The sequence below is a fragment of the Paucisalibacillus globulus genome (genome assembly GCF_900184735.1).
In the GTDB taxonomy this organism is placed as follows: Bacteria; Bacillota; Bacilli; order Bacillales; family Amphibacillaceae; genus Ornithinibacillus; species Ornithinibacillus globulus_B.
In genome coordinates this window covers 13,939-32,331 of record NZ_LT855389.1, presented here as the reverse complement: position 1 = coordinate 32,331, position 18,393 = coordinate 13,939, and the positions used below count along the sequence as shown (strand labels likewise).

Here is an 18,393-nt window from a genome sequence, read left to right as displayed (position 1 = left end):
TTTTATTTCAAGCGTTTTTCTAATTCTGCTTTTTCTGCTTCAAATCCTGGCTTGCCTAACAACGCAAACATATTTTTCTTATATGCTTCTACTCCAGGTTGGTTAAAAGGGTTCACTCCTAGTAGGTATCCGCTTAATGCACATGCTTTTTCAAAGAAGTATACCAGATAACCAAATGTATATGCATCAAGTGCAGGTACATCAATAATTAGGTTTGGTACGCCACCATCCATATGTGCTAGTAATGTACCTTGATATGCTTTGTCATTAATTTCATGAATGGTTTTACCAGCTAAATAGTTAAGGCCATCTGAATTATTATCTTCTTCTTCCAAAGTCAGTTCCCATTTAGATTGGTTTACATGAATGACAGTTTCAAATAAATCACGGCGGCCATCTTGAATATATTGTCCTAATGAATGAAGGTCAGTAGAGAAGTTTGCCGAAGTTGGATAAATTCCTTTTTGATCTTTTCCTTCACTCTCCCCATATAATTGCTTCCACCATTCAGAGAAATATTGAAGACTAGGTTCATAATTCACAAGCATTTCAATTGTTTTTCCTTTGTTATACAAGACATTCCGTACAGCCGCATATTGATAGGCAATGTTATTGTCAAGATTCGGATCGTTGAAGTCATTCATTGCATCAAGAGCACCTTGCATCATATCGTCTATATTAATTCCACTTACAGCAATTGGTAGTAATCCGACAGCTGTTAATACAGAGAAACGACCACCAACATCATCTGGGATAACAAACGTTTCATAACCAGCCTCATCTGCTACACCTTTAAGTGCACCTTTAGCTTTATCAGTAGTGGCGAAAATACGCGTTTTAGCTTCTTCCTTACCGTATTTCTCTTCTAAATATTTCTTGAAGATGCGGAAGGCAATTGCAGGCTCTGTAGTAGTTCCACTCTTTGAAATAATGTTGATAGAGAAATCTTTTCCTTCTAGTACATCAAATAACTCTTTCATGTAAGTAGAGCTCATGTGATGGCCTACAAAGATGATTTGCGGAACATTGCGCTGCTCTTTTGATAGCATCTGTTGAAATGAATGATTTAACATTTCTAATGCTGCTTTTGCACCTAAATATGAGCCGCCAATCCCAATGACTAGTAGTATATCCGAGTCTTTTTTTATTTTTTCAGAAGCAGCCTTGATACGGCTATATTCTTCTTTGTCGTAGTTTTCTGGTAGTTCTACCCAACCCAAAAAGTCACTTCCAGGACCAGTCTTATTATGTATAGCTTGATGAGCAACTGATACGAATTCTGAAAGGTTGTCTAGTTCTTCTTTATTTAGGAAATATAATGCGTGTTGATAGGAAAAATTGATATGTGTCATATTGTCCTCCTTGTATGTAAGAATTGTTGTACTTGTCTTATTGTAATCAATTCGACAGTTAATTTACAACAAAGAAGAGGCTTCCCCTATCAATATTAGCAATCGGATACTAATAATGATGGGAAAGCCCCTCACTGAAATACTATTTTTTTAGATCTGATTGTTCAATCCACTCTTCTAGCTTTTCTTTTAGCGTATTAAATCCAGAAGTGTTTTCTTCTAATTTTACAGATTTCTTTGCTTGGGGTTTTGCTTGTTTTTTAGGTGGCTCTTCAGTCGCACGAATTGATAAAGAAACTTTATTCTTTGCTTCATCAATGCTTAATACTTTAACAGAAACTTCATCACCTACTGTTAAGTGCTCGTTAATATCCTTTACAAAACCGTGAGTTACTTCTGAAATATGCACTAAACCTTGAACTTCATCATTAAGCGCTACAAATGCACCATATGGTTGAATTCCAGTTACTTTTCCAGTAATAATTTGACCTACTTCTAATTTCTCTGTCATGCTGAACATCTCCTATACCTTCGTTTCTTTTCACACAATAAATAATTCTATCATACATTTTGGATTGGGGCAAAGTATATTAAGGTTTCCATGGTATGGATGTGATTAATATATCCTCATTTTTCAACAAAAAATCTTTACTAGGATTAAAAATCCATTTTTCCTCTCGTAATATGCCTAATAATAGATGATCGTCTAATTTTAAGCTATATAACACTTCTATAAATGGTTTATTCTCAAATTCTTTAGGTAGCTTAAAGTGATGAAATTGTTGTTCCTTTAGCAGGTGGATGACTGTTTCAAATGGTTTTGCTTTTTCTTTTAACACTTCCTGATAAAGGAGGGCACTCATGAAATCATTAGGTCTAAGAATGGTACTAGCACCAGCTCGAACGGCATTGTCAATTTGTCCTTTGGTCATAATTTCTACAATAATAGGAATATCTTTGTTATTACCACGAATGGCAACTACAGTCAGTATAGATTGATTATCTGCTTGTTTCTCACTCTTATGATTGTCTGCACTGATAACTACTTTAGACGCTTCTTTAATATTAGCTTTTTGTAGAAAGTAATCATCTGTAGGATCTCCATGAATAAAATGGACAGGGTAGTGTTGGTAGGATATCTGGGAAACAGTTTGGTCTATTAGGACTATTTCTGCTTTAGAATCATACTTTAAGATTCGATCCATTAAAATTCTTGTCCGTTCATTCCACCCGACTAAAACAATATGCTCAGATCCCTTATATGCTACTTTACCTCGCGATAAGTCATTTTCATGTTGTACGGTTGCAGCTGCGAATTGGGTAATGTAGAACGTGAGTAAACCTCCACCGGTAAGTATTAGTATGATCCCTAATATCCGACCAATTTTTGTAAGCGGGACATAATCACCATAACCAACCGTTGCTCCCGTAACAACAGCCCACCATATACCGTCAAAAATGGTAGGGAATTGTTTTGGTTCAATAAAATGAATAACCGTTCCAAAAAACATCATGACTAGTAAGATTGTTAGAAATAATCGGATTAGGATTGGGAGACGGAAATAGATGTGTTTGAACTGCTCAATATTCATTTTCTCACCTAATTATTAGTCGTGTTAAATTAGTATGCACGTTTTTTGTAAAAACTATTGAATATTACTTCGGATTGGAGAGTTTGCCCATAGAAAAACCCTACACCAATTGGCATAGGGTTCCAATACTAGTTACTTGTTAATGTTGTTTTAATACTTTGGTATACATGGTTCCAAAACGTTGAGTTTGATTTGTATTCACCGTACATTACTTTGATCATGTCATCAAATTTTTCTTTATAGTCTTCCGCATCTTTGTCTGGTAGGTCTGCTCTTATTTCATCTACATATTTTTGGACTGGTTCAGCACGTGGTCCCCATTTCGCTACTTCATTTCCTGCATCATCGATGAAAATAAAGATCGGAATGGAGCGTGATTTTCCATTTGTTAAATATTGATCCATTAATTCTAGGTTTGAATCACGAAGAATCATGCGAACTTCCATATCAGTTTTTTCAGCTAAGTGAAGAAGTACCGGAGTATTCATCATGGCATCGCCACACCAATCTTCTGTAATGACAATAACACGTAAATTCTTTTCTTTTAGTTTAGAGAAAAATTCCTCATCCTCTGGGAGTGAATAAGAATCATAAATATGTAAAAGGTCTTCCTTATGCTTTTGCATCGAATCTACGTATTCTTGACTAGGTATTCCTTTTGCAAACCAATCATTTAATTTCATGTTAATTCCTCCTATTGATATGTTAATTTGATTGTAATCATTATTTAAATTTGGGTAAATAAAAGTGCTTGATACAGAAAATTTTGATATGATAAAAAAGGAATTTTATACATAAGAAGGAGTTGCCTGGACTTGAAAAAAACGAACCGAGATTTTTTATTAGAAATACTGCGAACTCCATCACCATCTAGTGATGAGGTAGCGATTCAACGTAAAATGCGTGATTATTACAAAGGCTTTGCGGATGATGTATTAACAGATAACGCTGGTAATGTTATAGGAGTTTTAAATCCGGAAGCGGAATTTAAAGTATTACTTGCCGGACATTGCGATGAGATTGCTCTTGTTGTGAATCGCATTGATGAAAATGGATTTTTGCATTTTGATAAAATGGGTGGAATTAATCCTAAGGCTGCAGTTGGTATGAAAACAATTGTATTAGGTTTTGGAGGAACGGTCACGGGTGTAATTGGTGTTAATGCACAACATCACGGTGGTTTGAAAAACGATTTTGACCTAGAGGACTTATTTATCGATTGTGGTTTTAAGACGAAAGGGGAAGCAGAACAATATGTGCAAATTGGTGATCTAGTCGTCTATAAAACAGAACCGGAAATTCTAATGGACCGTTATGTTTCTGGACGCGGATTGGATAACCGAACGGGAGCATTTATTGTGGCAGAAGTTCTTCGCCAGTTAAAAGAAAAAGGGTGTAGAGTTGGAGTTTATGCAGCAAGTACTGTAAATGAAGAGACCAATATGGGTGGGGCATATTTTGCTGCTGCCGGAATAAATCCAACTATGGCAATTGCATGTGATGTTACATTTGCAACGGATTACCCTGGAGTAAATAAAAATAAGCATGGTGATGTGCGACTTGAGAAAGGTCCTGTCCTAGCAAAGGGTGCTCCAATTAATCGTAAAATAAATGAGTTATTAGAGAAGACAGCTAAAAGAATACAAATGGATGTTCAATATGAACTAACACCAAGACATACTGGAACAGATGCAGATAAAATGCGTTATACTGGTAAAGGTGTTCCTGTTTCATTAGTTTCTTTACCACTGCGTTATATGCACTCCCCGGTAGAAACAGCGAGCTTTACTGATATTGACCAAGAAATTGAACTGCTAGTTGAAATGATCAGTGGGTTAACAGGGGAAGAGAGTTTGAATCCTTTAGATTAATAATGTTCCGAGAAAAAAGGTGGCAGAAGTGAGTTCTGACGCCTTTTTTAATTATGATATAATGGTTTATTTTTCTCTAAGACAATTTACGTTGTTAATGGCTGAAAATGTCCATGAGACTAGTTCTCAAAGACAGATTGGGAGAAATTTCATAAAAAATGTCCATGAGACTGTTCCTCAAAGACAGAATGGGAGTAATTCCATGAAAAATGTTCATGAGACACTTCCACTTAGACAAATTAGGAGGAATTTAGTTAAAAATGTCTATGAGAACTCCGATCCGACGTGGTTTATTGAAATAATTTATCTCGAATTCAAACAAAACCCTTTTCAAATTACCGTATCCTATGTATAATAATAATTGACAATTAAATATCGATTCCATCTTCGGGGCAGGGTGCAATTCCCGACCGGCGGTAATGAACATTACGTTCTAAGTCCGTGAACTGTTTGAACATCATCAAACGGTTGACCTGGTGTGAGTCCAGGACCGACAGTTAAAGTCTGGATGGGAGAAGATGTCGAGCTGAACCATTGGTACATTTATATGTGTGCCTTTATTTCCTATGATGATTTAACCCTAAAGCCCCGAATTAGGTCTGGCTTTAGGGTTTTTTAGTTTTTAAGGAATAGGCTCTCCTTCATCACGAGATGTGAATCGATAACTAGATGAAGGAGGTATGATGATGCAAAAAACTAACATGCAATCATCGAATTTATCAAGACTTATTATTTTATCTTTATTAGGAGCGGTGTCTCTATTATTGTTCTTTATCAATTTTCCGCTTCCATTATTACCAAGCTACTTAAAGATTGACTTTAGTGATGTCCCTGCCATAATGGCTTCACTTATTTTTTCTCCAGTAGCAGGTATTGTTGTAGTAGCAATTAAAAATGTTCTCTATTTAGCAATAGGTGGGGGAGAAATTGTCGGAGTAACAGCAAACTTTTTAGCAGGTGCTTTACTTGTGCTCCCAATCGGGATTCTTTATCACAAGTATAAGAGTGTTAAGAGTATTGTCTCAGGCTTAGTTACTGGAACAATAATCATGGCTATCGGTCTAGGTGTATTTAATTATTTCATCTTATTACCGGTATATGGATTAATGATGGGATGGGGAGAAATGACTCATGCTGCTAAGCTAGGAACGATATTAGCTGCCATTCTTCCGTTTAATGTGATTAAAGGAATAATTGTTACCTTGTTATTTGTCCCAATCTATATTAAAATGCGTCGCTGGATTGAACAACAACAAGCTAAATTTGCATAAAAGTTATCAAAAAAAAGCTAATCCATATAAATGGATTAGCTTTTTTTAGGTACTACTGCAACAGTACACCTGGAGATACAGATTAAGTTTTCTTCCTCGTCCACAATATTAATCTCCCATACCATAGAAGACTTTCCAACATGGATAGGCTTTGCTTTTGCTGTAACGATTCCGTCTTTTTTACTCTTAATATGATTGGCATTAATTTCAATACCAAACACATGGAATTTGTCTAAGTCAACATGTAAACAAGCACCAACACTAGCAGCCGATTCGGCTAGTGCAACATTAGCGCCACCATGTAAATAACCTAATGGTTGGTGTGTACGTTTATCTACAGGCATTGTCATCACAACTAGATCTTTTTCCAACGATACTGTCTCAATTCCAAGCGATTCTAAAAGCGTGTCTTTTGATTCCATCTAAATTCCCCCTAATAAGTGTCATTCAGTAGTTCTTAGATGAAATAATAAATTAACAATGATAATCCTAACAAGAACCCATAAATTGTGTTTGTTTTTCCTGTTAACACCATAGCAGGCATCATCTCTAAAGGTTCTGTTTTTCCTTTGAAACCTTTTACTACTTTTATTGCTGGAATTACTGCAATAAAGGTGATGAATGACCATAATGGTAATACATCAACCAGAATTAAATATAGGGTGAAGAAGAATGCTACAAAGAATAATAGTCCTAGAAATCGAACAGCATTCTCCCTTCCAATCAGGATAGCGAGTGTTTTGCGTCCACCTTTTTCATCCCCGTCTAAATCACGGATGTTATTAGAGAGCATGATACATCCGATGAAAATTGCTACGGGTATCGATATGAAGATAACAAAGCTATTAATAGTTCCTGTTTGAATAAAGTAACTGATCCCAATAATAACCGTCCCCATTAATAACCCCGAGAATACCTCTCCAAATGGTGTAGAGGAAATTGGTAGAGGGCCACCTGTATAGAGATAACCAAATAACATACAGATTAGTCCAACTACAGCAATCCACCAACTAGAAACCATACAAATGTATAGTCCGAGTAGGAGAGCTATGCCATAAAAAATTAGCGCAAGACGTAGTACGGTTTTTGGTTGGATACCATCACGAACGATAGTTCCACCTATTCCAACAGATTCATCTGAGTCAAGGCCTCTAACGTAGTCATAGTATTCATTAAACATATTGGTAGCAGATTGAATTAGCATGGATGCTATTAACATTGCTAGAAATACAAATATATGAATGCCGTCTGTGTTTAATGCAATCATGGTTCCTACAAAAACTGGAACAAAGGAAGCTGTAAGGGTATGTGGTCTTAGTAAACGCCACCATACGTGAAAGCCGCTTTTTTCGTTTAAGGCTTCTTTGATTTGGTCTTTATCTGTTGTTGTTGCCATATCCTGAATCTCCTTATCGTAATATCATATTCAGTTTAGGCAAAAAGGATGGGGGTGTCAACGATGTAGCAGTATTCGAGTTGATAGTTTTAGTGGTTAGATAGTTGTTTTCTTGAGAAACTAAGAAAAAGGGAATAGAATAAGAGTTGGACTATTATGTGTTTTTTTGGAGGGTAAGGAATGGTAGAGGTTAAAGAGGAAACAATACGCTCCACTTTGGATAAAGTGATTCGTAATTTACAATCCTCTGAATCAAAACTGGTAAGTTTTACGAAGAAAATGGAATCAATTAATCCTCTTCATTTTTTTGAAGCGGGTTTACATTTACATATGGAACGGTCTTTTTGGATGAGTACGTTAGATGATTTCACTCTAGTAGGATTAGGGAATGCATATACTATCACAGCGGAGTCTGGGGTTTCAGGATTAGACAAGAATTGGAACACAGTCCTAACAAATGCAGTTATCCATAATCCGTATAAGGTACCTGGAACTGGTATATCAGCAATTGGAGGAATGGACTTTGATCCAGAAAAACCCCGTTCTGATTTATGGGATGCTTTTTCTAAAAATGAGTTACGGATTCCTATCTTTATGTTATTAGTTAATGAGGAAGCAAGTTATTTAACGGTGACAGTTCTCGTAACTGGAAAAGATGACCCCGATAGAATAGACCAAATCCTAACCGAACAAGAGGAATGGTTAGTATCCTATCAAGCAAAGAAACAACAGAAGCCAACTATTATTGATAAGAAAGAAATTGAACCTGAACAATGGAGAAAATTAGTTCAACAAACCACATCATATATTTCCGAAAGTAGTCTCGAAAAAGTGGTGTTAGCTAGAGAATTACGATTAACATTCTCTGAGAAGATTGGAATAACGAAAGCTTTAAAAGATTTAATGGAATCACAACCAACCAGTTATATTTTTGCTTATGAAAAAGATCAGAACTGTTTTATTGGGGCTACACCTGAACGTCTTGTAAAGGTTGAGCATAATGAACTGTTATCTACTTGTTTAGCAGGTACCGCACCAAGAGGTAAAACAGAGAATGAGGATAGCGAATTAGGATATCAATTACTACACGATCAGAAAAACTTGGAAGAACATAATTTTGTTGTTCAAATGATAAGGAAATCAATTGAGGAGTTTTGTGTGGATATGCAGATTCCAGACAAACCTGTTCTGTATAAACTGAGGAATTTACAACACTTGTATACACCGGTTCGAGGTTTGTTCCAAGAAGGTTACAGCATTTTTGATGTAATCAAGAAACTTCATCCGACACCAGCTTTAGGCGGAGAGCCGACGGAAGAAGCTATAACCTATATAAGGGAATATGAACTATTGGATCGTGGTTGGTACGGAGCTCCTTTTGGTTGGGTAGATAGTTATCAAAATGGAGAATTTGCAGTAGCAATTCGCTCAGGTCTAATCCAGGGGAATAAGGCCTCCTTATTTGCTGGTTGTGGAGTGGTAAAGGATTCAGATCCGCAAGCAGAATTTGAAGAAACGAGAATTAAATTTTTACCGATGTTAAACATCCTAGGGGGATAATAGATGAATCATACCGAACACTTAACAAGATATATTGCAAATTTTGTAGATGAGCTATCAAAAAGTGGTTTAACCGATGTTGTTATATCCCCTGGCTCTCGTTCCACACCACTTGCACTATTATTTGCTGAACATCCTGATATAGGAGAGTGGATCGTGTTAGATGAGCGCTCTGCTGCATTTTTTGGTTTAGGATTGGCTAAACAAACAAAGCGGCCAGTGGCACTTCTTTGCTCATCTGGAACAGCTGCAGCAAACTATTTTCCTGCGATTGTAGAAGCTCATCAAAGCAGGGTGCCATTAATCGCATTGACTGCGGACAGGCCACATGAGCTTAGAGATGTTGGTGCACCACAAGCAATTGATCAGATTAAGCTTTTTGGGGATTATGTAAAAAGCTTTCACGAGATGGCTTTGCCAGATTCAAGTGAAACTTCATTGTCCTATGTTAGAACTCGGGCAGCTCGTGCAATTAACCAAGCATTATCCGGAAACGCAGGGCCAGTTCATTTAAACTTCCCATTCCGAGAACCATTAATTCCAGACTTTTCATTGGAGAATCTTTGGGGAGAGCCATTACGGGAACCATATACAATTTGGCATGAAGGGAAAAAGAAACTGTCTGAAGAGTTCGTAAAGCTCTTAGCTGATAAATTAACTTCTACCAAGAAAGGGATTATTGTTTGTGGCCCCCAAGTAGATGAAGATTTAGCAGAAGCAGTGACATTACTTGCGAATGCTTGGGGAGTTCCAGTACTTGCGGACCCACTATCACAGATTAGAACAGGTGCTCATTCCACCGAGAATATAATCGAAAGTTATGATGCTTTTTTACGAGGTGGAAAGATTCGTTCTACATTAAAACCAGATTATATTCTCCGCTTTGGCGCTATGCCTGTATCAAAAGCATATCTTTTTTATGTGAAAGAAAATCCAGATGTTACTCAATATGTTGTAGAGTCTAGTGCGGGTTATCGAGAACCAGTTGGAAATCCAACAGAATTTATATTTGCTGATCCAATATCATTATGCTCTGGACTATTAGAGTTTGGTGCACATTTACAACGTGAAGAATCTGAATGGCTAGCACTTTGGAAAAAATTAAATGCTATTGCTAAAACTCATCTAGTAAAGGCCTCTGATGAAATACTAACAGAAGGTGAAACAGTAAAACAGTTGATGGAGGTAATCCCTAATAATAGTAGCTTATATGTAGGGAATAGTATGGCTATTCGTGATGTCGATACTTTCCTGCTAACTGGTCCAAAGAATCTCAGACTATTAGCTAATCGTGGCGCAAATGGGATTGATGGAATGGTTTCAAGTGGAATTGGTGCAGCTGCATCTGGTCAACCTGTTACCTTGTTATTAGGAGATTTATCCTTTTTCCATGATATGAACGGGTTACTTGCAGCTAAGCATTACAAGCTTAATATCACGATTTTAGTGGTAAATAATAATGGTGGAGGAATCTTTTCTTTCTTACCACAAGCTAAACAGGAGAAACATTTTGAAGCTTTATTTGGAACTCCATTAAACATTGAATTTGAACAGGCGATTAACATGTATGGTGGATTCTATCATAATCCGATGAATATTGATGAGTTAAAAGAGGCTCTCCTAAAGAGTTACGAGGAAAAAGGTTTATCCATAGTTGAAGTGAAAACGGATCGAACGGAAAATCTTCATTGGCACCGAGATATTTGGCGTGACATTGAGGAAGAAATCTTGAAGTCGGTGATAGATTGAGGCATGTTATTCGGGGCACTAGTTATTGGTATGAGATACATGGGGAAGGCGAGGTAATAGTACTATTTCATGGATTTACTGGAAGTACGAAGACCTGGTCATCATTTATCGATAATTATAAGCAAAAATATAAACTATTTGTGGTGGATCTACCTGGGCATGGAAAGACAATTGCACCAACAACCATAACGATGGAGCAATGTTGCCAAGATATCCATGACCTACTAGATAAACATGATATTAAAACGTTTCATTTAGTTGGTTACTCTATGGGTGGGAGAACTGCTCTGTCCTTTGCAATTAAATATGGAAGACAGTTGAAATCCTTAATCTTAGAGAGTGCTTCCCCCGGTCTTGAAGTGGAAGAGGAAAGAATTACACGTAAGGCAAATGATGAAATGCTAGCCCAAAAAATAGAACAGGAAGGGTTAGAATCATTTATTGATTTTTGGGAGAATATTCCCATGTTTGAATCACAAAAACAATTACCTATTGAAGTTCGTAATGCTATTCGAAAGGAACGATTATCACACTCAAAAGAAGGTCTCGCCTTATCGTTGAGGTCTATGGGTACCGGAAGTCAACCTAGTTACTGGAATGACCTACCAAACCTAAAGATTCCTGTGTTACTAGTGGTAGGAGAATGGGATCTGAAATTTATAGGCATTAATAAAAGGATGCAGAATTCCATTGAAAATAGCGAATTATTAATTGTAGAGAAAACTGGGCATGCAATTCATGTGGAACAACCGAGGTTTTTTGGTAAACTAGTAGAGGAGTTTATTTTAGCAATTAGGTAAAATATTCCGGTTGCATAAAAAACAGCCACATTCATAACGGAATATTGGATGTGAGTCTTTCCAAAAGCTTTATAAATACATAGTAATGAAGGAGGATTTCCATGACTGTACAATGGGAGAAAGTTCGTGAATACGAAGAAATAATTTATGAAAAATACAACGGTGTTGCAAAAGTAACGATTAACCGTCCTGAAAAGCGTAATGCTTTTACACCACTAACTGTAAATGAAATGATCGATGCATTTGCAGATGCTCGTGATGATTCATCAGTGGGAGTTATTATCTTAACGGGTGCAGGGGATTTAGCATTTTGTTCTGGAGGAGATCAATCTGTTCGAGGACATGGTGGATATGTAGGATCTGATCACATTCCACGTCTTAATGTGTTAGATTTACAACGTTTAATCCGTACTATTCCAAAGCCAGTAATTGCAATGGTTGCTGGATATGCTATTGGTGGCGGACACGTGCTACATGTTGTTTGTGACTTAACTATCGCTGCTGATAACGCGAAATTTGGACAAACTGGACCAAAAGTAGGAAGCTTTGATGCTGGATATGGAGCTGGATTACTTGCTGAAATGGTTGGTCAAAAACGAGCACGTGAGATCTGGTACCTATGCCGTCAATACAATGCAGAAGAAGCATATGAGATGGGTATGGTAAATAAAGTGGTACCGTTAGAAAAACTAGAGGAAGAAACATTACAATGGTGTGAAGAAATTTTAGAAAAATCACCAACTGCACTACGTTTCCTAAAAGCTTCATTTAATGCTGCAACCGATGGTTTGGCTGGTCTGCAACAAATGGGTGGAGATGCAACACTTCTTTACTATACAACGGATGAGGCAAAAGAAGGAAGAGACGCGTTCAAGGAGAAAAGAAAACCAGACTTTGGTCAATTCCCACGTTTCCCGTGATCAGTATGATTTCTAGATAAAAACCTTTGCTTTCGGGCAAAGGTTTTTCTTTCAACAATGAGGTGATGTTTTATGGCAGAAGTAATTCCACATTGGTTAACAAAACAGGCTTTTCTTTCTCCGAACCAACCTGCAATTGAGATGGTAGACGGTAGTACGATTACGTTTATTGAATTGAAGGAGAAAAGTCAGGAGTTTGCCAGGAAGTTAGCTAAATTAAAGATAACAAAAGGTAGCCATGTCGGGGTATTGTCGAATAATAATGTAACCATGATTATTGCAATACATGCATTAAGTTATCTTGGTGCGGTTGCGGTGTTATTGAATACAAGGTTAACCAATGAAGAACTAAATTATCAAATTAGAGATGCAAATGTTACGGTGGTTATTTCTCAAGATGAACTACTCTACCAAGCGAAGGAATTAGATGTGGATATAGCAATGAGTTTCTCAGAAGTAGAGAAGAGGATTAAAGAAAAAGTAGAGCTAATCGATGAGATTGATCTAAGTGAACCATTTACGATTATATACACATCAGGGACCACAGGATTCCCAAAAGGAGTGGTTCACACCTATGGAAATCACTGGTGGAGTGCGATTGGTTCAGCACTTAACCTTGGATTAGTAGAATCAGACAAATGGCTTGCGGTCTTACCATATTTTCATGTTGGTGGGTTGTCCATCTTTATAAAAAGTGCGATCTATGGGATGCCTGTATATCTAGTAGAAAAGTTCAATGAACAAATTGTTCTAGATGCCATTGTGAATCGTGGTGTAACCATTGCTTCTGTTGTAACAGTTATGGTTCAACGTATTCTGGCTACTTTAGGCGATAACCAATTCCCAAGTCATTTTCGTTGTATGTTACTAGGTGGTGGTCCAGCACCAGTTCCCTTATTAGAAAAGGCAAGTGAAAGAAACATTCCAGTATTTCAATCATTTGGTATGACGGAAACAACATCACAAATTGTTACCCTTAGTTCACGTGATGCATTACAAAAGATTGGTTCAGCTGGTAAAGCTCTATTTCCAGCCCAAATAAAGATTAAAGATTCAGAGCCAAACGAAATTGGAGAGATACTGGTAAAAGGACCAATGGTAACAAACGGATATTACAATAATAAAAAAGCAAATGATAGCAATTTCGATGATGGATGGCTATCTACTGGTGATCTCGGCTATTTGGATGAGGAAGGTTTCTTATTTGTTGTAGACCGAAGAAAGGATTTAATCATTTCAGGAGGAGAAAATATTTATCCATCCGAAATAGAAAGTGTTTTAACTGGCTTTCAAGGAGTTAAGGAAGTAGGAGTAACTGGAAAGCCAGATGATTATTGGGGACAAGTACCAATTGCTTTTATTGTTCCTGCTCATGAACAAATCCATATAGAAGATGTTCTGAACTATGCGAAAGGTAAGATAGCAAAATACAAACTACCAAAAGAAATACACTTTGTTGATAGTCTCCCGAGAAACGCATCCAATAAATTGGTACGCAACAAATTATTGGATCTTTTAAAGTAGCTATTTTTTCTCCATACATTCTTTTCCTGATTTTAGACAAATTAAGGTTAGGAGGTGTGTGTATGGAAAAAAAGACATATTACGTTGATATTGGTAGTGGTGAAATTTCACAAACAAAGTACCAAAATAACGATAGCTTTATAATCAATGCAACCAATGAAGAGGTTGCTATGTTAAGGGCGAAGCTAAATAATATGGACGGCGCTGCTTACAATAGTTTTTGGAGGGCACATGTTCCAATAATGCCTTATCATAATGACAAGCCTAATGATAGCTATGATGCAAGCATGGTAGATGTCTATCAAATGCTCTATGATTTAGGGGACGAAACAGCTAAAAATCATATAAAAAGTATAGGAATCCTGGGAGAAAATCATATATAGGCTTGAAGAGGAATAGGATGAATTATCTTATTCCTTTTTTTGTTGTTTAACTAAGATAGTTTCTAGGGAATAGTATAGTAGAGGGTAGGTGGACAGTTTTGAGAAAAATAATCGCATTAATGACTATTGGAATAGGGATTGGTTATCTATTACCAATAGAAAACTCTATGAACAGTACATATACGGTACAAGATATGAGTCAAGAACAAGACAACACCAATTCTATTACACATGCTGAGATTGTAAATTTAACGGATGGTTTTATGGAGAAACTTGTTCAGGAAGCAGATAATCTAGATAAGGTGAAGAAATACAATAACAAGGACTCATTGTTAAAAGAGTTTAGAAACATTGCGACAGTTGAAGTTGTACAACCATATCTCGATTATTATTATAAAGAAGAGAATAACGAATTATATATTATCCCTACGGAAACGCCACCTTGGTTTGATGAACAGAATGAGTATGATGTGGTACAATTATCTCAGGATAAAATCTTGGTGAAGCAAAAGAATCAATCCGAACTGTACGGAGAATATGGTATTGATATCGAAATGACTTTTGCAAACCAAGAGTGGAAAATCACAAAAATAACACATCGATGAAGTTAGGTAGCTGATATATGTTTACATTTCGAGATTATTATCAAAATGAAGTTTCTCTCTCTTTTAGCAAGCATCCTTTCTCCAATGATCCAAGGCATGTCTGGGTCATATGCCGGTACGATAATAAATGGTTATTAACGAAACATAGGGACCGTGGTTTGGAGTTCCCAGGAGGAAAAGTAGAGCAAGGCGAAAACGCAGAAGAAGCGGCAGTACGTGAGGTAATGGAAGAGACTGGTGGAGTCATAAGAGATATTCATTATATTGGCCAATATCACGTGGCAGGCAAAGCAGGACATGTTGTAAAAAATGTTTATTATGCAGAAGTAGAAAAGCTAGAAGAACAGGAAACATATTATGAAACAGAAGGCCCTGTCTTACTAGAAGCTATCCCTAGGAATGTTAAATTTAATCCTAACTATAGTTTTATCATGAAAGATGACGTTCTGAAGTATTGTATGGAAAAACTGGAAACCACCTCAAATTGAGGTGGTTTTTTATTTGGAACTATTAGAGGTTGTTTTTGTATGTTGCTATTGATAGAAACTGTGCGGTAACCACTGCTAATCTCTCAAAAAATAAATGGGTATAGTGGTATGATTCCGCTCCGGCAGAATACTCCGCTTTCCACGGGCACGGCCTCAGCCTCCTCGAGGAAAGTTCGCCTCTCTAGGGGTCTTCGGACACGTGCTATTCCCGTAGGACAAGGAAGGCTATGGCAGGTTAATCATCGCACGAAGAAAATTGTTCTTTATTTTCGAGGAGTCTCCGTATTCTGCCTGCGCTGGTTTAGTATTCTAATTATTGTTAGTTATTGATCATATTTTTGGATTTAAGTGGTTTATTGCCCTTAATCACTTATTACTAGCGAAGGAAATACACGGAGACTCCTGCGGGAGGATAGGCATCGGTGAGACCCCGCAAGAGCTTTAGCTCTGAGGAGGCTCACCAGCCGCCCGCGGAAAGCGGAGTGTATTTCCGTAGCGGGTATGATGCGCTACCATAATCCTTAGCTACCGCACAGTTCCTATCTATTATTTGCTAGTTTAAACTCAAAAACAACAATCTTTTGAAAACATTCAATATAAATATTTAAATAGTATAAAAAGTTCAAGCCATCCATGGTAAAATAAAATAATAGTAAACTAGTATTCCAAAGGGGATCTTAATTTTGAAGAGTAAAGAAATGAGGAGTTACTTTCAATTACTAGAAAACCAAAGAAATGACTTTTATAAAAAGGTAATCGAATTAGAAATAAATCCTTCTGAAAGACCAATGCCCGAAAAGTGGTCAGTAATGGAAACCATCTACCATTTAATTCTTATGGTAAGACTGGTTAGACGATTCTCAACCCTTTATCTTCCATTGATGCTTCCGTATGGGTATTTGCGGAAAAATAGGACATATAAAAAAGAAACATACAACATTTATGAAGAATACAACCAAGTCAAGAAGCGAGCAATGAGAGCTCCTTTTTTATTAACCCCAAAGAAAAACATTCATCAAAGATATGACCTCAGGGATCTTCAAACGTTACTTATTAGTGAAACGAATATGTTAAAGAACAAACTATCCAAAATCGATGAAAAAGTGGCTGGACAAATTCACTATCCAGATCCAATTGCATACTTCCCAAATGTCATTCAAAGTGTTCATTTATTAGCTATCCATGAACAACACCATTTCAATTTAGTAATTAAATACGAACAACAGAGAGTTATGTGATAGGGGATAGCATATGGCAATTCAACTATTAATAGGTTATGTTTTCGTTGTTATAGTCATGGCACTATTGCTTTTTTGGTTAATTAAGAGAAAGAAGTTTAGGATATTACTAATTGGTATCCCAATACTTTTAATTATCGGATTTGCATGTACTTATATACCACATAAAATAGTTAATATTGAACCTACTAAGGTATCGAAAATAGCTATCTTTGATGGGAACTCAGGAGATTTTTTTGAAGTAACAGCTAGAACAGATATTAATCATATTATTAATAATCTTAATGACGTTACTTTTCAAAAAGGGAAAGCCTCATATGGCTATTTGGGATATCGATTTAACACTAAAATATTTGATCAAGAAGGAGAATTGCTAAAGGAATTAATCATCAATTCAGACGATACGATTAGGTACAAGGGCTTTTACTATCAGTCTGTTGATAGTATCCTTCCTTATGATTACATAGATAAATTAATGAAGATTGGACCGTAAACGGGAGAGGGACAAAAATGGAATTCAAAATAAATAACCATGTATTTAAAAAAGCTGTATCAGAAGTGAGTAGAGCAATATCTTACAAAAATTCTTTGCCTATTCTAACGGGAATAAAAATCGAGGCAAAGTTAGATCAATTAATCCTCATTGGAAGTAATACTGAAATTACAATCGTAAAAACAATTCCGGTATCAGAGGATCTATCTATAGTACAAAGTGGGAGTATCGTAGTTTCAGCAAAATATCTTGGGGATATCATAAAAAAATTACCAAGTCCAATCCATTTTGAAGTAGCTGATAAAAACGCTGTTAAGATGCAATCGGAAGATATCAAAATGAGAATAAATGGGTTCCATGTTGAAGAATATCCCTCATTACCGGAAATTAAGAGTGGGGGAGAGATAAGTATTTCTTCGGAAGAGTTATCTTCTGCTATTAGGCAAACGGTATTTGCTGCTTCAAAAACTGGAACTAAGCCAGTCCTTACAGGTGTGAACTTTTTATTTCATGATAATTTCCTTACTTGTATCGCAACAAATTCACAAAGATTATCACTAAGAAAAATAAGTATAAGTTCTGATGTTTTTGGTTCTTTTATCGTACCTAGTTATGCATTGACAGAGCTTCTAAAGTTATTAGGGGGACAAAGAACAGAGGTATTAATCACTACAACCAATTCTTATATCGTATTCAAAACAAATACGACTTCCTTGTATTCTAAGTTAATAGATGGAAACTATCCAAATGTATTTGGCTTACTCTCTCAGAATTTCAAGACAGAATTTTCCTTAAAGACCAAGCAGTTATTACAAGGTATAGAAAGAGCCAGTATTTTTGTAAGTGAAATGAAAAATAACAATATCACACTTCAAATGAGGGATGAGTACACAATCTCGATCTCTTCAGGTACATCTGAACATGGTCAAATTGAAGAGAAGCAACGAATTAAGACCAAGTCAGATGTTAAGGAAACCACCATAACTTTTGATGGGAATTTTATGATGGAGGCGCTGCAAGCAATTAGTGAAGATGAGGTGAGAATCTGTTTAAACGGTTCATTGAGACCGATTTTGTTATCACCTGTTGGGGATGAGTCACATATTCAGCTTGTATCACCTGTTAGAACATAAGGTTATTATCTTTGGTAA

General features: G+C 36.5%; 20 protein-coding genes and 1 riboswitch. Of the genes, 14 read left to right on the top strand and 6 right to left on the bottom strand.

The window, feature by feature from the left end; genetic code table 11:
• Positions 1-2: 2 nt before the first annotated feature.
• The 4 genes from BN999_RS08745 to BN999_RS08730 form a co-directional block, all read right to left on the bottom strand.
• Positions 3-1,352: a glucose-6-phosphate isomerase gene (locus tag BN999_RS08745; RefSeq protein ID WP_096271004.1), complete on the bottom strand. Its 1,350-nt coding sequence runs from the start codon at positions 1,350-1,352 to the stop codon at positions 3-5.
• Between the two features lie 142 nt (positions 1,353-1,494).
• A complete protein-coding gene (gene yugI / locus BN999_RS08740) occupies positions 1,495-1,863 on the bottom strand; it encodes a S1 domain-containing post-transcriptional regulator GSP13 (RefSeq protein WP_096271003.1) in 369 nt (122 codons plus the stop codon).
• A gap of 79 nt (positions 1,864-1,942) precedes the next feature.
• On the bottom strand, positions 1,943-2,944 hold the full coding sequence (locus BN999_RS08735) for a potassium channel family protein (protein ID WP_096271002.1): 1,002 nt from the start codon (positions 2,942-2,944) through the stop codon (positions 1,943-1,945).
• A 128-nt stretch (positions 2,945-3,072) separates the two neighbouring features.
• A complete protein-coding gene (locus tag BN999_RS08730; protein WP_096271001.1) occupies positions 3,073-3,627 on the bottom strand; it encodes a thioredoxin family protein in 555 nt (184 codons plus the stop codon).
• A gap of 132 nt (positions 3,628-3,759) precedes the next feature.
• Here BN999_RS08730 and BN999_RS08725 point away from each other — a divergent pair, with 132 nt between their 5' ends.
• The 3 genes from BN999_RS08725 (at position 3,760) to BN999_RS08715 (ending at position 6,086) form a co-directional block, all read left to right on the top strand.
• Complete coding sequence (locus BN999_RS08725; RefSeq protein WP_096271000.1) at positions 3,760-4,815, top strand: M20/M25/M40 family metallo-hydrolase; 1,056 nt, start codon at positions 3,760-3,762, stop codon at positions 4,813-4,815.
• A gap of 202 nt (positions 4,816-5,017) precedes the next feature.
• Positions 5,018-5,170 (top strand): hypothetical protein, encoded by a 153-nt coding sequence (locus BN999_RS20855; protein ID WP_217988468.1) that lies wholly within the window; start codon positions 5,018-5,020, stop codon positions 5,168-5,170.
• 24 nt (positions 5,171-5,194) lie between these two features.
• Positions 5,195-5,339: riboswitch (FMN riboswitch) on the top strand.
• A 162-nt stretch (positions 5,340-5,501) separates the two neighbouring features.
• Entirely contained in the window at positions 5,502-6,086 is a 585-nt protein-coding gene (locus BN999_RS08715) for an ECF transporter S component (RefSeq protein WP_096270998.1), read from the top strand.
• A gap of 35 nt (positions 6,087-6,121) precedes the next feature.
• Here BN999_RS08715 and BN999_RS08710 read toward each other — a convergent pair whose 3' ends face one another.
• On the bottom strand, positions 6,122-6,508 hold the full coding sequence (locus tag BN999_RS08710; protein WP_096270997.1) for a hotdog fold thioesterase: 387 nt from the start codon (positions 6,506-6,508) through the stop codon (positions 6,122-6,124).
• Between the two features lie 35 nt (positions 6,509-6,543).
• On the bottom strand, positions 6,544-7,482 hold the full coding sequence (locus tag BN999_RS08705; RefSeq protein WP_096270996.1) for a 1,4-dihydroxy-2-naphthoate polyprenyltransferase: 939 nt from the start codon (positions 7,480-7,482) through the stop codon (positions 6,544-6,546).
• 180 nt (positions 7,483-7,662) lie between these two features.
• Between BN999_RS08705 and BN999_RS08700 the strand changes: the two genes are divergently transcribed.
• The 11 genes from BN999_RS08700 (at position 7,663) to dnaN (ending at position 18,375) form a co-directional block, all read left to right on the top strand.
• Positions 7,663-9,042, top strand: a complete 1,380-nt coding sequence (locus BN999_RS08700) for an isochorismate synthase (protein ID WP_096270995.1) — start codon at positions 7,663-7,665, stop codon at positions 9,040-9,042.
• 3 nt (positions 9,043-9,045) lie between these two features.
• Positions 9,046-10,791, top strand: coding sequence for a 2-succinyl-5-enolpyruvyl-6-hydroxy-3-cyclohexene-1-carboxylic-acid synthase (gene menD, locus BN999_RS08695; RefSeq protein WP_096270994.1), 1,746 nt, complete (start codon positions 9,046-9,048; stop codon positions 10,789-10,791).
• Complete coding sequence (gene menH, locus BN999_RS08690) at positions 10,788-11,591, top strand: 2-succinyl-6-hydroxy-2,4-cyclohexadiene-1-carboxylate synthase (protein ID WP_096270993.1); 804 nt, start codon at positions 10,788-10,790, stop codon at positions 11,589-11,591. The genes menD and menH overlap by 4 nt, the downstream gene beginning before the upstream one ends.
• Positions 11,592-11,692: 101 nt before the next feature.
• On the top strand, positions 11,693-12,511 hold the full coding sequence (gene menB / locus BN999_RS08685; RefSeq protein WP_042143031.1) for a 1,4-dihydroxy-2-naphthoyl-CoA synthase: 819 nt from the start codon (positions 11,693-11,695) through the stop codon (positions 12,509-12,511).
• A 72-nt stretch (positions 12,512-12,583) separates the two neighbouring features.
• On the top strand, positions 12,584-14,035 hold the full coding sequence (locus BN999_RS08680) for an o-succinylbenzoate--CoA ligase (RefSeq protein WP_096270992.1): 1,452 nt from the start codon (positions 12,584-12,586) through the stop codon (positions 14,033-14,035).
• Between the two features lie 62 nt (positions 14,036-14,097).
• Positions 14,098-14,418, top strand: a complete 321-nt coding sequence (locus tag BN999_RS08675) for a hydrolase (RefSeq protein WP_096270991.1) — start codon at positions 14,098-14,100, stop codon at positions 14,416-14,418.
• A gap of 98 nt (positions 14,419-14,516) precedes the next feature.
• Complete coding sequence (locus tag BN999_RS08670) at positions 14,517-15,023, top strand: hypothetical protein (RefSeq protein WP_096270990.1); 507 nt, start codon at positions 14,517-14,519, stop codon at positions 15,021-15,023.
• A gap of 17 nt (positions 15,024-15,040) precedes the next feature.
• A complete protein-coding gene (gene ytkD, locus BN999_RS08665; RefSeq protein WP_096270989.1) occupies positions 15,041-15,511 on the top strand; it encodes an RNA deprotection pyrophosphohydrolase in 471 nt (156 codons plus the stop codon).
• A gap of 683 nt (positions 15,512-16,194) precedes the next feature.
• A complete protein-coding gene (locus BN999_RS08660) occupies positions 16,195-16,749 on the top strand; it encodes a DinB family protein (protein WP_096270988.1) in 555 nt (184 codons plus the stop codon).
• Positions 16,750-16,762: 13 nt separating this feature from the next.
• Positions 16,763-17,242 carry a hypothetical protein gene (locus BN999_RS08655; protein WP_255247426.1) on the top strand — a complete coding sequence of 160 codons (480 nt, stop codon included), beginning with the start codon at positions 16,763-16,765 and terminating at the stop codon, positions 17,240-17,242.
• Positions 17,243-17,259: 17 nt separating this feature from the next.
• Positions 17,260-18,375, top strand: coding sequence for a DNA polymerase III subunit beta (dnaN, locus tag BN999_RS08650; RefSeq protein WP_096270987.1), 1,116 nt, complete (start codon positions 17,260-17,262; stop codon positions 18,373-18,375).
• The last annotated feature ends 18 nt before the right edge of the window (positions 18,376-18,393 follow it).